We start from the raw sequence: 16,036 nt of genomic DNA, 5'->3' as shown, positions 1-16,036 counted from the left end.
TCATGAAGCGGTCTAAAACCTTTCACGTTTATCGGTAACTAAGCTGGAATAGATTTTATCAAATGAACTAAAGGCGAACCATCTGGCAGATGGTTGCTTCGCCACTATTAATGAAAGTCGCCTGGTCCGAGACCCGGCGACTTTTGCTGTATTCTCCGAACATCTTCCGTGGAAATCCTAATTGTGCGTTACATTTCCCGAGATTATAGGGTATAAACCGAGCTTGAGCAAAGCTACGATTAATCATGAGCAAGCAAGCTAATCTACTAGATAGTTTAATCAATCAGATCACTAAGGGAGCGTATGGTGAATGGCGGTTGTTCGTTTATGTGGACCGGGGCTGGTACTTACATTTGAGCATGTGAAAGAGCGCATCCGTCTGGTCGGAATGAGTACGGAAGCGAACGGGGAACTGATAGAATCGGTCGAAGGATTGCCAGGTAATCCCCTGACGGTCGTGGTCTCTAGAGGAAAGTATGCCGGTCGGTACGGGATGGAGTCGTTTCGCGTTCTGAACATGGAACATAACGAATGGAAGATGAGTGTGGAATTGGGGCATGATCGGTTGCCGCTTCAGCTCTTTCTGATCATCGAAACGGAAGGCCATGTGGCGACTTGGAGGGGGCAGGCGGCATGGCGTGGCGATGAGTCCGTAGATGTAGATATTTATTTCCCGCTGCTATCAAAATTCAGTTTTGGCAATGCGAGCGATGCGAGGGCCATCATTCCGCATATTGCGGGGGCCGTATTGAGTCCGCTCAACGAAGCAAATTACAAGAATGCTTATGTTGGCACACTGACATCCCCTTCGTTCTTGGTTGAAGGAGCGGGCAGAGGGATTGCATTTCTGGACGACAACCGCGCTGATTTGACGGCGGACCCGGGTGCTTGCGTCAGACGGGAATATGCGGTGGGCAACGATTTTGGACAAGTATCCCGCTATTCAACGCATCATGATTTCTGGATTAACGATTATTTCGACGGAGGCGGAGGCGATGACGGCCCGTTCGCCGGTGTATGCCATTCCAGGTGCTTTTCTGGAGTAAGCAAGGATGGGCTGTCAAACAAGAATGAAATTAACGGCAGCGAAGGCACGATCTCCTATTCAAATCATGGCATGGCTGTCGAGTACGTCGATCTTGGCCCAATTCGAACTTATGCGTACTCGGGAAATTGGAAATCCGGGGCGCAGTGGGTGCGTTCACGAAGATCCCACATTCCAATTCGAAAGTCTCCAGCCGAGTGGTATCAGCGCACTACTTTCTTAGCCGAGCACATGGGCGATCAAATGGTAAAGGAAGGCCAATCCTTCTACGATTACCCTAAACTTGCAGCGCACAAAGAAACGCTTGGTGCGAATATGTTCCATGTCATGGGATTCCACGATGCGGAAATGGCAACCACCTTCAAAAACTGGCTTAACCGAGGAGACTACTATTTCGCAGCACAAAATCTCGGAGGTTTCGAAGCGGTCAAGAAAGGCGTAGAGGCTGTCCATCGCCGAGGCGGGCGCATTCTCTATTACATCGAAGGACTAATCATGTGGAAGCAGTCCCGTATCGGGCTAAGCAAGGGCAAACGGTGGGCATTGCAGGAAGAAGACGGCTCCTGCACAGAGCATTATCGAGACTTCTGGCACATGGATTTGGCGAACGAGGAATACCAGAACTGGCTGGCTGAGACATGCGCAGATATCGTGCGAACGACCGGCATCGACGGTTTCTTCCTCGACTCCTCTTGCGCGACCTACAACCATCGTAATTACGATCCAAATCATCCGCATAGCCATCCTGACTTTTGGAACTGGGGACTGCGCAGGCTGCTTCGGAAAATAAGGGAAGCACTCGACAAAGTAAATCCTGGCACGGTGCTCATTATAGAAGGCTTTTCTGATTTGGCAGCAGAATTTGCTGACGGCTTCCTGTCTCATACGCATGATTGGGCAAGGTACCATTTTGACATTCCTTATATTCGTTTCCTGCATTCCGATTTGAAAATATTCGAAAGTTACGCCCATACCGACTCTTCGCCTGTAGACATCCGCAAGAATCACTTGTTTAACGCAGTCAACGGGATGCACATTTATACCCATGCCTCGTCGAACGAGCTCATGGCTCCGTATGGTAGAATAACGCGGGATTATTACGATGCGTATCCCGAAATCAGCGAAAATCCGATGTCTTCGCTCGATGTTGAAGCTGAAAATGGTATAGCGAATTTGTTCGAAGGCGTTGAGTATGTGCTTACGGTTGGGAATCCGACAGACGAGCCGGTTACGGTTTTATTAGAAATTCCCGTACCATCCGGCGTATTGTTCGACCGCGTGACGGGAGAGCGGGTGCCGGTCGTGCTGAATAAGGCAGTGCTAGAGTTGGAACCATGGGCATACCGCGCGTTTGAAGTACGGGTTTAATATGCTCTGTTCATAGTTTTGCCGCTATCATTTCTATGTTTGGAGGGGAAGAAATGTCCAGTAGTCCTGTTTTACGGCAACGCACGTCTAGAAAAGCAATCGTTTTCATGATGTTGACGGCTTTACTCCTGTCGGTATTTCCGCAAGCTAGCGCGTATGCCGACGATGGTCATGTGTATTACGTCGGCGGAGCCGGCGCATCTGATGCCAATCCCGGCACCGAGTCAGAGCCTTTCGCAACGATTCAGTATGCCGCGACTATCGCGGAGGCGGGAGATACCGTCAAGATCCGAGACGGCATCTATCGCGAGACCGTTATTCCCGCGAATTCCGGCTCCGATGGCGAGCCGATCGTATTCGAGCCAGATGGTAACGCGGCTGTTACGGTTAGCGGAACGGATGCCGCAGACGGCGGCTGGAGCGTGTATGAGGGCAATATCTATAAGAAAGCTATCTCGCTGCCGGATTCCGGCTACAACGAGCACATTACGAGCAATGATACGCTGCTCGCCAACCAAGTGTTCGTGAACAGCAAGATGATGATCGAAGCGCGCTGGCCGAACGTATCTGATTCGGACGATCTGATGAATCGTGCGGATTACAGAGACGGCAAGGCTGCTACTTGGACTGCCAGCGGCAGCTCGCTGAAGCTCAGTGACTCGGAGATACCGGCAATCGAAGGCGGCTGGGCCGGCGGCACGCTGTGGACGAATGGCTGGTTTATTTCCCAGACGCGGAGCATTTCCGAAGATTCGGGATCGCAGCTGACGTTGCCTGGCAATTACATCGATGCGGATTTCCGGGATTACTACTATTTGACCGGCAAGCTCGGCGCGCTCGATACGGCCAAAGAATGGTTCTATGACGGAACAGACCTCTACTTATGGATGCCGAACAACGAAAGCCCTTCCGGCGTCGAAGTGAAAATGCGGAACTATGCGTTCGACCTGAGCGGCAAGTCCAATATTACAGTCCATGGCATCGATATCTTCGCGGCGACGATCACTACGGACGCGAGCAGCTCGAATATTATGCTAGACGGCATGAAAGCCCAATATATCAGCCATGGCGTAACGTTAACCGATTCGGACGTGATTTACTCGCATACCAATGAAACCGGTATTCGTCTGATCGGGCCGGGCAGCGTGATCAAGAACAGCATCGTCGAATACAGCTCTAACCAAGGTATCGTCCTCGGCACGGGCAATATTGCGGAAAACAACGTCGTGCACGATGTAGCATACGATGGAACGTACGCGAGCGGCATTAGTCCCGTGTCGAATACATCCGATCAGAAAATTCTCCATAATACGATTTACGACGTAGGACGCTCAAACATCGATTTGTTACCGGCCCAGAACGTCGAAATCGGGTACAACGATCTTTATAACTATGGCTTAATCAATACCGATACCGGGGCGATCTACTCTGCGCGCAATGCGGATCTCGATGGAACCCGGATTTATCACAACTGGATTCATGATACGAAGGCAGATTTGGAAGGTAACGGCCTCGTTGCAGGCATTTATTATGACCAAGGCGCAGGTCCAACGCAAGTAGACCACAACGTGCTGTGGAATAACGAAGACGTGGACATCTATGTCCAGCACGAGAGCGCGGCCGAGCAAGTCCACCACATCTATAACAACACGTTCGCGACGGGTGAAACCGCTTCGTACTTGAATTACACGATGGTTCCAGCGGATGTGCTGATCAACAATATTTACAGGGATCAAGTCGTAGGCAGCACGCCGACGTCGACTTCCCTCACGATGAACAAGACGCCTAAGTTCCTGAACGAAGGGGAGCGCGGCTTGCGGTTCCGACTGCAAGAAAGCTCGCAAGCGATCGACGCAGGCGCCGATATTGTAGGCGTAACGGATGGGTATGCCGGCATTAAGCCCGACATCGGCGCATACGAGTTCGGCGGCGAAGATTGGGTCCCGGGCTACGTTGGACAGAATTGGTCGCCGAATTACGAGAATCCGGACGCTGCTTCTCCCGACAGCGATACCGATGCAGGCGGCGCATCGAACGGGACGATAACGATCAACGACGCAGTCGAAGGAGAAGGCCAGAATCAGTTCCATTACGTCGGCAATTGGGGTGTAAGTCCGGAAACCGGAGCCTATCTGGATAACGAGCATTACTCGAACGAAACCGACGCGTATTACGAAGTGAAGTTTACCGGCACGCAAGTGAAGGTGTATGCGCAGAAGAACAGCTCCTTCGGTATCGCGGCGATTTCCATCGACGGCAGTCCGGAGAAGCTGGTAGACGGCTACAGCCCAACGAAGATCCATAATACGCTGCTCTACTCAAGTGAGAAACTGTCTCTTGGCGAGCACGTGCTTAAGGTACGCGTGACGGGAACGAAGAACGTCAACTCATCCAATTATGTTCATGTCGCCGATCGCGTGGTCGTGACGACGGGAACAATCGACATCAACGATGCGGATGTCGGCGGAGGAGCGAACCAATTCGAGTTCATTGGCACGTGGGGAACAAGTCCAGAAACGGGCGCGTTCATGGATAACGAGCATTATTCGAATACGACAGACGCTTACTATCAAGTGAGGTTCGTCGGTACGCAGGCGAAACTATTCGCCCAGAAGTATAAATCGCTTGGCATCGTGGCCGTGTCCGTGGACGGCGGGGAAGAAGAACTGGTCGATTGCTATAGTCCGACCAAGATTCACAATACCCTCGTCTACACAACCCCCGAACTTGAATACGGCGGTCATATTTTGAAGGTGCGCATCACGGGCACGAAGAACGATGCATCGGATAACACGTATCATAGCGCCGACCGGGTTCAGGTTGTAACGGGTTTTGTACCGTTCTCGTCCTCCATAGCGATCAATGATATGGATACAGGTACGGATAAGAATCAGTACGAGTTCGTCGGAACTTGGGGAGTCAGTCCCGAAGCCGGCGCGTACATGGACAACGAGCACTACTCGAGCACGACCGACTCTTATTATCAAGTTCGATTTGATGGCACGCAAGTAAGACTATATGCTCAGAAGTATAAATCGTTAGGCATCATCGGCGTGTCCATCGACGGCGGTGAAGAAACGTTAGTCGATACCTACAACCCTACTAAAATTCATAATACGCTCGTGTATACGAGCTCTGTGCTGACGAGCGGGGAGCACATTATGAAGGTGCGCATCACGGGGACGAAAAATGCGGCGTCGGATAACTTCTATCATAGCGCCGATCGGGTCGTTGTGAGCACGATGCCGGTATACGAGGCAGAAGAAGCCGCTACGACGGATGGCGCAGGTATTGCTGCTGAACAGACCGGCTATTCCGGCAGCGGTTATCTAGGCGATTTCGGCAGTGAGGATGCTTCGGCCGAATTCACGGTGAATGCCGGAACCGCAGGCGACAAAACGTTGACGCTGAAGTATGCAAACGGGAACGAGACAGACGCGAGCTTGAGCTTGTACGTAAATGGCGACAAGGTGAAGCAGCTCACGCTCCCAAGCACGAACGGTTGGAATGCGTGGGATGTGGTGACCGAAACGGTCGCTTTGAATGCAGGAGAGAACGAGATTGCTTTCAAGGTTGATGCGGAGGATAAGGGAAATGTTCTCCTCGATGCGATATACGTGCCTTACGAGGAACCGGCCGTACCGCCGCCGACCGTCATCGAGCCGACAGATCCGGTAACGCCTCCGCCAGCGCCAAATACGCAACTTCCGGCAGCGGGTACGAAATACGAAGCGGAGGAAGCGGTGCTTGACGGCGGAGCATCGGTTAATACCGATCATACAGGCTATTCCGGCGAAGGCTTCGTCGATCACTTCGGCGATGAAGACGCATCGGTCACGTTCACGGTTCACGCCGCATCCGCTGGCCCGAGCGACGTTACGCTGCGGTACGCCAATGGCGGCGCTATCTCGAGCCTGACGATTTACGTCAATGGCAAGAAGTTTAGGCAAACGCTGATACCGGGCTTCGCCGACTGGGATTCGTGGGGATTCATCACGGATTCAATCGAATTAAACGAAGGCGTCAATACGATTACGTATAAGTATGATTCGGGCGACATTGCACACGTGAACTTGGACTATGTGAGCGTTGCCTTGCCTGCTACGATATACGAAGCAGAAAACGCCGTCTTCGCGGGCAATATTGCGACAGATACGAATCATACCGGCTATTCGGGTACAGGCTTTACAGCCAATTACTGGGGGGCGGGCGATGCCGTTACGTTCACGGTGGATGCCTTGGCCGCCGGTGACCACGACGTCACGTTCCGTTACGCCAACAGCATGGGCAAGGCGCAAACGCTCACCGTTTATGTGAACGGAACGAAAGTCAGACAAACCAGTTTGCCAAGTTTGGCGAACTGGGATACGTGGGGCAACATGCTTGAAACGTTAAACTTGAACGCCGGATCGAATACGATCGCGCTTAAGTTTGACGAAGGAGATACAGGCATCGTGAATCTCGATTACCTATCCGTGCCGATACCGGCGCCTACGATTTACGAGGCGGAAAGCGCGACGCATAAAGGCAATATCGCGAACGATACCAACCATACCGGCTATTCGGGCACGGGATTCGCGGCCAACTACTGGGGTCCGGGAGATGCTGTCGCCTTCACAGTAGAAGCTGCATCGGCCGGAAACAAAGACGTCACCTTCCGCTATGCCAATAGCATGGGCTCGGATAGAACCCTGACCATCTATATCAATGATACGAAAGTACGGCAGACCACTTTGTTGAATTTGGCGAACTGGGATACGTGGGGCAGTAAGGTCGAGAAGCTGCTTTTGAACGCCGGAACGAATACAATCACGCTTCAGTTTGACGAAGGCGATACCGGTATCGCGAATCTCGACTATATCTCGCTGCCCGCCATGACTGAGGCGGTACCAACACCACCGACACCGCCGACAACGTCAACGCCGATACCTCCAGCGGCAGGTTACGGTCAAGGAACGATCGGCACGGAAGGCAACGGCAGCAAAGTATGGACGTTCACGACGAACACGGCAATTCTGGTTACCGCTCTTAACGGCAGCGGTGACAGCTTGAACATTGACGTTACGCCGAAGCAAGCCGTCGATAAAGTGGAAGTCAGTCTGACGGCTGAAGTCATCGCCCTCGCGAATGAACGTGGCAAGCCAATTATTATTGAGAGCAATGGCATTCAGCTAAAGCTTAACCCGGGGACGTTGAACGTGAAGGCAGATGCCGGAACCGTTCGTCTCAGTTGGTCGATCAAGACGGGAGAACAGCTTCCGCAAGGTCTCGAATCCGAATCGGCCATTTACGATCTTGATCTGTTCGTAGGCAATACGGAGGTTCATAACTTCAATACGCCGCTCGACGTGAGCTTCAAAGTCGATCCGGCTAAGATTAAGGATCCTAGCAAAGTCGGCGTTTATTACTTCAACGAATCGACTGGGTACTGGGAATACATTGGCGGCACCCTGAACCCAGATGGAACGGTGAATGCGCAGCTGGCGCACTTCTCCAAGTATTCGGTCATGGAAAGCAGTCTGACTTTTGCCGATATCCAAGGGCACTGGGCGCAGGCGGCAATTGAGGCGCTCGCGGCTAAGCAAATCGTCATCGGCAAGGTGGATGGGCAATTCGTGCCGAATGGCAGCGTGACCCGCGCCGAATTCGTCTCGATGATCGCAAGAGCGATCAACTTGCCGAGCGCAAATGGAGCGTCGGCATTCGTTGACGTAGCAAAGAAAGCTTGGTATGGCAAAGCCATCGACGCCGCTGTCGAAGCGAAGATCGTAAACGGCGTCGGCGAAGGCAAGTTTGCTCCGAACGCCAAGATTACCCGGGAGCAAATGATCGTTATCCTGCTGCGAGCTTATGCATATGCATCGGGACATACGCTGCCGGGTGTACCTGCAACTGAGGACTCGCAATTCTCCGATCAAGCCTCAATCAGCGCATGGGCTGCCGATTCGGTCCGAATCGCGGTAAGCCTAGGGCTGGCCAATGGCCTCGGCGACGGATTGTTCGGCCCACAAGAGCATAGCACAAGGGCACAGGCGGCAACTGTATTGATGCGATTGTTGAATAATCTAAGCAAGTAATGATTCAAGCTTCTTGGTCAAGCAAGGTAATTCTTGCGAGGCTGAGGAGCTTTTTATTGTCTTTCAATTATAGCCAAAACGAACGACGCTCTCGGCGCGCAATTACGCACCGAGAGCGTCGTTCTGATTGTCATTTGGTTGCCGATTACACGGCTTCTCGCTCTGTTAGACGGTCAAGGTCAATTCTAATCGTTACTGTGGTTCCTTGCCCGAGCTCGCTATCGATTGTCAGGCCTCCCGGCGTTCCGTTCAAGTTGTTCAATCGCCGAATGGCGTTTTTTATGCCGTACCCGCCGTATTCAGGCTGGTATTCCAGCTTCGATAATTGATCAATTTTGTTCGGGGCGATGCCGTAGCCGTTGTCTTCGATGGTAAATACGAGCTCGTTCTCTTCGATATATCCGCGAATACGCAGCTTGCCGTGCTCACCCTTACCGTTTAGTCCATGCATCAAACTGTTCTCCACAATGGGCTGAAGCAGATTCAGAGGGATGCTGCGGCTCATCGCGTCCACGTCGACTTGCACATCATATTGATAGTTTGTGTTATGCGTATACCGGATAATATCGACATAGAGCCCAATCATCTTCAACTCTTTGGCGACCGCTATTTGGCCGGTTCCCTTGTTCAGCGCGATCCGGTAATAGCTGGTCATTAGATCGATCGTATGCGCGCCTTGTCGATCCTTCTGCTTTAGAAGCGCCCATTTAATGACCGACAGTGTATTGTAGAGCAAATGAGGGTTAATTCGGGCCTGCAGCAACTCCATCTCCAGTTTGATGTTCTCGGTTCGGCTGCTGGTTAAAGCTGAGTAGGAGTCGTTAAGCTTGCGCAGTACGTTGATCAACCGGTTTTTGATCACATCGACGTCGTCGTTCCGGTTTGACATTTTCCAAATTTCATTATCGTCGAGCGAGTGGTCATGTGTTTTCAAATAACTGACGAATTCGTTGAAGGAACCGGTAATCTTGTTCGCCGTGACCGACGAGGTATATATGACCGCTATAATGAGCAGCAGCAGGCACGCTGCCATCCAACCGATAATTTGGAGCAGTCGGTGATCGAAAGTCGACTTGGGAACGAATGCGATCAGTCGGCTTCCATCCTTCAGCTCCGTTTGCGTGAGCAGGGCTCTGCTGCCGGAGAGTGGATTGTCAGCAAACAGCTCCCCGTCCCAATAATAATTCGATCCTTTGCGCATTATGATTTGCACGTTCTTCTGCATATTCAGGTCGCTTAAATAATAATTCAGCGAAGGCAAGGGGATATTGACGGCAAGTGCGCCTTTAAAGGCTGCAAGCGTCACTAGATTCCGGTAAAAGGTTATGTAGGGCCTGTTATTGATAATTGTCCATTCAGGCGCCCACACGAATCCGGTAGGATTACCTTTGATCACTTTCTCTTCGACGAAAGAGATCTCGGAGGCATCCCTGTCGTTCAAATCCTCGATGAAGCTGCCTTTTAGACCTGTGTAATTTTTCAAGTAAAATTGATATTGGTAAATATCCGATTCGGTGAAAGTCGCCTCGAACAGCCTTTGAAAATCCGTCATGACCACGATGTTATTAATGCTGTCTTTATTGTTGAGCAGGGGAACATAATAAGGGCCGGACAAGATGATGTTGCTTCGGTCCATATACCGGGCGAAATCATGGTTGATTGGTTCGGCAGCCTGGTTAATTGATTCCTGCACTTTGTGAATATAGGAAGTCTTAAAGTCGTTATACAGATAGAAACCAATAAGGAAAGAGATAATAATGAACGGAATCGTCGTGAACATGATCAGGTTGAGCAGCACCCTGAACTTTACACTATCGGCGGGATAGGTAACCCGTAATCGCCACTTCATCTTATTGCCCCCGTTTGCTTTGCTTATCCATGTACTGTCTCGGGGTCATACCCGTATAGTCCTTGAAAACGAGGGAGAAATAGGACTTGCTCCGGTAACCGACATGTTGGGCGACTTCGTATACTTTAATATAAGGATCGAGCAGCATACGTTTGGCCACTTCGATTTTTTTGCCGATCAAATAATCGAAGATCGTTTGACCGGTGTGTTGTTTGAATATCGCGTTAGCATGGGCAGCACTCAAATAGAGCGGCTGCACGATTTGTTCAATATTCGTATAATTGCCGTAATCGCGATCGACGAGGTCTTTGATATCTTCTACGATTTTGCCGTACTTGCCGCCTGTATGTGCGCGGGATAGATGCAAGCAGACGGAGCAGATGGTCTCGCCAAGCTTACTTCGAATCGAATCCACGTTGTCCATATGTTCGAGCGAGCGCCAGATGCCTTCCACGTCTTCGATGACGCTGAGGAGGCTCTCGTTCTTCTCCAGCAGCTGAGCCTGCAGCGTCGTTATGATTGCTAGAGACAGACCTTTGTAATAATAGGAGGGAAATCGGTGTCCGCTTGAGAAATAACTGTCCAAAAAGGCATCCACGTCTTCCTGACCGGTTTCCTCACGATCCAGCAGTTCGGCCATCCGAAGCTTTAACGTCTTGAAGTCGTATTCGGGCGGAGCATCCTTCGCCTTCACTTCGGATACCAGAATGATCCGATTGGCTCCTGAATAATAACGGGAATCTGCGGCCAGTAAGACTTGCTCATAGTGATGATTCGCTTCTGTAAGCTGCGTAGAGAAATCTCCGATTACAATGAAAACGGGCATTCCGAGCTCCGTTGAAACCGCTTCCTTAAATTCGCCTACAAGGTCCAGCAATCGGCCGACGCTGTCTTCTTCTTCCCAGGGATCGATAAACAGCATATATCGGACCGTCGTAAGGTCCTGCATAATGACGTAGCCTTCATATCGTCCGGCGATTGACCGTTCGAACCCGCTCTTCAAGGAGTAGCCTGCCATATACAACCGGTCCATGGACACTTCGCGGTCTTCTTCGCTCGTCTCTAAGCCTATATGTACGATCGTGAACGTCTTGCCTTCAGGAATACCGAGAAAATGCAAACGATCGGATAAAGTATCGTTATCAACCAGATGAGGTTGAATGGCCAGCTCTTGAATGAACCGCTCGCGCAAGACAGGGAGACTTTGTTCCACTTGCTCCCGAAGCTCCACGATGCGATTCGATTGAGCTTGTTCATGCCTAATGACCGAGACCGCTTTTCCTGCAGCTTCCATTAATTCCTCGATGTTGATCGGCTTCAGCACATAGCCATATGCGCCGTTCTTGAGTGCGCCCTTTACGTAATCGAATTCATCGAAGCAGCTCATAAACAGAAGCCCGGTATTCGGCAATGCCTGGCGTATGGCTCCGGCCATTTGTATGCCATCCATCACGGGCATCGAAACGTCGGTAATGACAAGATCGGGCTGGAGTTCCATACATTTGCGTAAACCTTCTTCGCCATTCACGGCGCTGTCGACGACCCGGATACCGAGCTCATCCCAGGGAACGAGGTGGCGAATACCTTCCCGATCGGCCGGGTTGTCGTCTACGATAAGCAATGTTAACATGGCCTGTCTCCCCTTAAGAAACCGCAATGAATGCAACCCTCTTTGTTGATAGAAGAGGGGTTGCATTCATTTTAGCGTTCGTTATTTTACTTTGTCCAGCTCAGGTTTGATGAATTGATCGTAGATCGATTTATACTTGGATTGCAGTTCACCGAAAGCGTCTTTCCATTCCTGACTGTACGTGCCGAGGTAGGCATCATAGTTTTTGTCGAAGTCATCTGGTTTGCCGACAATGGCCTTCACGATCGTGCTTCTACCCGAATCGCTTTCCCAGCCATTCGATTTACTCAGATTGCCAAGCTTGCTTTCCGGATCGAGATCCGCTTCGGTCCAGCCGATTTTCCGGTAATAGGTAACATTCTCTGCGAAATGCTGGCGGTTAACGACTTGCGTGACCATATCGATATTGACGGTTTTCGCGTCAGCAACTGTCGGATATGTGTAAATCGGACCTTCTGCATAAGGCAATCCCGCAATTTGATACGTCTCTGCGTTCCAAGCGGCGTGCGTGTTGTTCTGCAAATACAGACCGTAGTGAGGACCATCTTTCTCTCCGTCTTTCTGGTAGAGGATCCAGTTCTCCATGTCTTTGAATTCAGGCTTGAATCTGCGGTCTTTGCCTGTACCTGTGGACCATTCAGGAAGACCCCATTCACGCAGCTCGTTTGCTTCCTTCGACTGGTTCCAATCGATCCAGTTCAGGATTTGCGGCAGTTCTTCGTCTGTGATCTTCGAGCTGATTCCGACGCCCATGCCTGATCCGTTGATGCTGTTCGGAGCGATGGCAGCGTTTTGGAATTCACCTGTCATTGGAGATTGCGGGAACAAAATCAATCTGCGGAACCCGTAGCCGCGATTCTCTTTATCGGACAAGGCACGTGCATCGGCAACCGGTCCCCATGCGTTGAAGACCGCATACTCGCCGTTAATGATTTTCGCGTTTCGTTGCTCGTCTTTCTGAATGAAGTTCTCTTTGTCGATTAGCTGTTCATTGTAGAGCGTGTTGTAGAATTTAATGTAATCTTTCCATTGCGCCGTGAGTGGGGCATAGTTGATCTGCTCACCGTTCGCCACGTTATTGGCGAAATTCGTCCACCAGAAGCCGGCAGTTGTGTAGCTGGACCATAGAAGCGAATCTACGGTGTTGTTGAAGCTCAGGTGGCCTGGAATCACTTGCTTGTTTCCGACTTTGAGATTCAAGTCTTTGACTTTATGCAAGAACGCGAGCATGTCCGATTGGCTATTGATTGGAATGTCGTTCGCTTCTTCGAAGCTGAGCTTGCCGCCATTGCTGACGTATAGATCCTTCAATTCCTTCTCCGTTTTCACTTGCGGGAAGATCTGCTTGAGAATATCGTCGCGGAGATAAACGGCATAAGGCTCAGTTGGCGGCGGGTTCTTCTCGCTGACAGCATCCCGGATGTTCGGGAAAGCCATCGGATCGAGGGTGCTTGTATCATTGCCGCTTGGGATGTACCAAAGCTTGCCGTCAACCAGATTATCTTCGTAATATTGGTCCACTGTAACGCCAAGTTCTTTCAGGTACGCTACAGTACGAGGCATATACTTGTTAATGTCGTCTTTCGAGATTTCACGAATGTGTTTTCCTTCAATCAACATACTGCGAAGCTGAGTGACGCTGAAAATCCCGTTGACCGCCAGAATATCAGGCAGAGTGTCGCCAACGATCTGATTTTGAAACCATTGCGCCCGGTCCATACCCGGCGGAATTTGCACGATTTCCGGAATGACCTTTGTTTTCTCGCGCCAAATTGGAGTCAGCACGTCTTCGGTAGGCTTCGATGTTCCGGTTTGCATGTCTCCAAGCATCGTAATTTTTAATTCCTTGAAGTTTGTCGTTGGATCTTGCGTTCCTTCTTGCGTCGTCTCTTGTGCAGCATTTGCTGTCGTGTTCTCGGACTTACTTGCCGAATTACTTGAAGGCTCATTGGAGCCCTTGTCTTTCGTACAGCCGGCCAAAAGCGTCAAAACCATCACGGACGCAAGTGCAAGCTTAACCCCTTTTTTATTGCCCCATAGCATACTTCGTACACGCTCCCCTTATTATGAGTATAACGCTATGATCAAGCCTTTACGGCTCCAACCATCATACCTTTGACAAAATATTTCTGGAAAAACGGATAAACGAAGAGAAGAGGCAGCGTGACGACAATAAGTGTGCTCATCTTCAATACTTCCGGTGTCGGCAGTTCCGACGATACGTTGGTCGGCATTTTGCCGGTAGAAGCCATGAGTTGGATCATTTCATTACTTTGGCTAGACAATACCGTCATGTAAAGCACGTATTGCAGCACATACAGGCTTCGTTTGGTTACATAGAGAAGGTTCGCTCCGAAATCGAGCCAGGCGCCAACGATAGCGAAGAACAGCATGGCTGCCAAGATCGGTTTAGATAAAGGAACGATGATGCTGATTAGCGTCCTGAGCTTTCCGGCGCCGTCGATCATGGCGGATTCCTGAATCTCGGGCGGGATTTGTTCGATGAAACTTCTCATGATGATCATATTAAAGAAGACGAAAGCGCCGGGAAGAACGTAAACCAGGAAGTTATTAATCAGGCCAAGCTTTGCCATGATGACATAATTCGAGACGACGCTTCCGCCTATGAACATCGGCATCATGTAATAGAATAGAATTGCTTTACGGCCGGGAAGGCTGCGATGAGACAGGGAGAACGCCACCAAGAAGGTGACCCCTACAGAAATCAATGATCCGATAATTGCCCTGGCAATCGTAACTCCGAAGGCGTCCAAAATGTATGGGTTTCGTATCACGTATTGGTAGTTGTCGAGTGTAAACTCTCTTGGCCAGAGCCAGATCGGTCCTAGTGCGGCGTTTTTTCCTTCGTTCAAAGAAAGAACGAAGATGTACCAGAAGGGGTACAACGTAATTGCACATAAGACGAAAATGATCAAGAGGTTTGCGGTGTCGAACCAGGTTTTGTCACGTGCGGCTAATCCGTTCAAGTTATTCACCTCTTTCGTTGCTCCGTCAGATGATCGAAGTATCGTTGACTTTCTTACTCGTATAGTTGGCTGCCATTAGCAGCAAGAAACTGATCACACCAGAGAATAATCCGACCGCTGTTGCCAGAGAGAATTGCTGCTCCCGTACCCCTTTGTAGAAGGTGAAGGTATTAATGATGTTCGTGTCTTCTTGGATGACGATATTCTGGAAATTGAAGATTTGATCAAAGTTGCCGCCGACCATGCCGCCCAAGGCGAAGATTAGCAGGATGAGCGTCGTTGGAATCATAGATGGCAATGTAATACGAAGCAACTGTTGCCAGCGTCCGGCTCCATCAACTTTCGCAGCTTCGTAGAGATGGGGGTCGATCATCGTCATTGCTGCCAAGTAGAGAATGCTGCCCCAACCGATTTCCTTCCAGGTTTGAGAGAGAATGAGCAGCGGCAGGAATAGGTTTGAATCTTGCATGAACACTGTACGTTCTCCGCCGAACAGAGCCACCTTAATGTTGTTCACAAATCCGGATGGATCGACGCTGAGGAATATATAGAAGAGTCCTGCGACGGTAACCCAAGATACGAAATGCGGAACGTAGGTGATGGATTGAGCGACTTTCTTGAACTTGGTGCTTCGAATCTCGTTCATGAGCAGTGCCAGTATAAGTGGAGCCGGGAAGCAGAAGATCAGGCTTACGACGTTATAGTAGATCGTACGCCAGAGCAATTGGTGGAACCAGGACTCGGTGATGAACCCGAAATGTTTAAAGCCGACCCAGGGACTATCCAAACCCATCCAGCCGTCGAACAGACTGTAATCCATGAAAGCGATGATGTTGCTGAACATAGGCAAGTATTGAAAAATGAACGTTAACACTAATCCAGGTACTAACAGCACATATAGAATCGTGTAATCCGAACGCAATCTGCGTTTGTGCGACGTCATCAACACATCCGTCCTTTCCGTTGTTTCCGTTGCGTTTTCGACACTGAGAACGCATACAGTTCGTTTGTCTATGCCTATCTTAACATCGTGGTTCAGACCGATATACCACACGATTCGCGGAAAAGTAACGGAATATG

7 protein-coding genes are annotated in these 16,036 nt (G+C 50.3%); 2 read left to right on the top strand and 5 right to left on the bottom strand.

Annotation, left to right across the window (positions count from 1 at the left end; all coding sequences use genetic code 11):
• Window positions 1-310 precede the first annotated feature (310 nt).
• Together AC506A_RS18095 and AC506A_RS18090 are read left to right on the top strand one after the other, a co-directional pair.
• On the top strand, window positions 311-2,413 hold the full coding sequence (locus AC506A_RS18095; protein ID WP_495462405.1) for a DUF6259 domain-containing protein: 2,103 nt from the start codon (window positions 311-313) through the stop codon (window positions 2,411-2,413).
• A gap of 53 nt (window positions 2,414-2,466) precedes the next feature.
• Window positions 2,467-8,490 (top strand): CBM35 domain-containing protein, encoded by a 6,024-nt coding sequence (locus tag AC506A_RS18090; protein WP_495462404.1) that lies wholly within the window; start codon window positions 2,467-2,469, stop codon window positions 8,488-8,490.
• A gap of 145 nt (window positions 8,491-8,635) precedes the next feature.
• On the opposite strand, the gene AC506A_RS18085 is transcribed toward AC506A_RS18090, so the two are convergent.
• The 5 genes from AC506A_RS18085 to AC506A_RS18065 all read right to left on the bottom strand — a co-directional run bounded on the left by AC506A_RS18085 (window position 8,636) and on the right by AC506A_RS18065 (window position 15,899).
• Window positions 8,636-10,339, bottom strand: a complete 1,704-nt coding sequence (locus AC506A_RS18085) for a sensor histidine kinase (protein WP_495462403.1) — start codon at window positions 10,337-10,339, stop codon at window positions 8,636-8,638.
• A gap of 1 nt (window position 10,340) precedes the next feature.
• Entirely contained in the window at window positions 10,341-11,969 is a 1,629-nt protein-coding gene (locus AC506A_RS18080) for a response regulator transcription factor (protein ID WP_495462402.1), read from the bottom strand.
• 81 nt (window positions 11,970-12,050) lie between these two features.
• Entirely contained in the window at window positions 12,051-14,012 is a 1,962-nt protein-coding gene (locus AC506A_RS18075; RefSeq protein WP_495462401.1) for a type 2 periplasmic-binding domain-containing protein, read from the bottom strand.
• 41 nt (window positions 14,013-14,053) lie between these two features.
• Window positions 14,054-14,956: a carbohydrate ABC transporter permease gene (locus AC506A_RS18070; RefSeq protein WP_495462400.1), complete on the bottom strand. Its 903-nt coding sequence runs from the start codon at window positions 14,954-14,956 to the stop codon at window positions 14,054-14,056.
• Window positions 14,957-14,981: 25 nt separating this feature from the next.
• Complete coding sequence (locus AC506A_RS18065) at window positions 14,982-15,899, bottom strand: ABC transporter permease (RefSeq protein ID WP_495462399.1); 918 nt, start codon at window positions 15,897-15,899, stop codon at window positions 14,982-14,984.
• Between the last annotated feature and the right edge of the window lie 137 nt (window positions 15,900-16,036).

Source organism: Paenibacillus sp. N22P23 (genome assembly GCF_059383735.1).
Note: the sequence above shows the minus strand (reverse complement) of the source record. Positions and strands in the feature narration are given on the sequence as shown.

Coding starts and splice junctions, on each gene's coding strand:
- AC506A_RS18095 (WP_495462405.1), top strand. CDS start 311: ATGGCGGTTGTTCGTTTATGTGGACCGGGGCTGGTACTTACATTTGAG.
- AC506A_RS18090 (WP_495462404.1), top strand. CDS start 2,467: ATGTCCAGTAGTCCTGTTTTACGGCAACGCACGTCTAGAAAAGCAATC.
- AC506A_RS18085 (WP_495462403.1), bottom strand. CDS start 10,339: ATGAAGTGGCGATTACGGGTTACCTATCCCGCCGATAGTGTAAAGTTC.
- AC506A_RS18080 (WP_495462402.1), bottom strand. CDS start 11,969: ATGTTAACATTGCTTATCGTAGACGACAACCCGGCCGATCGGGAAGGT.
- AC506A_RS18075 (WP_495462401.1), bottom strand. CDS start 14,012: ATGCTATGGGGCAATAAAAAAGGGGTTAAGCTTGCACTTGCGTCCGTG.
- AC506A_RS18065 (WP_495462399.1), bottom strand. CDS start 15,899: ATGACGTCGCACAAACGCAGATTGCGTTCGGATTACACGATTCTATAT.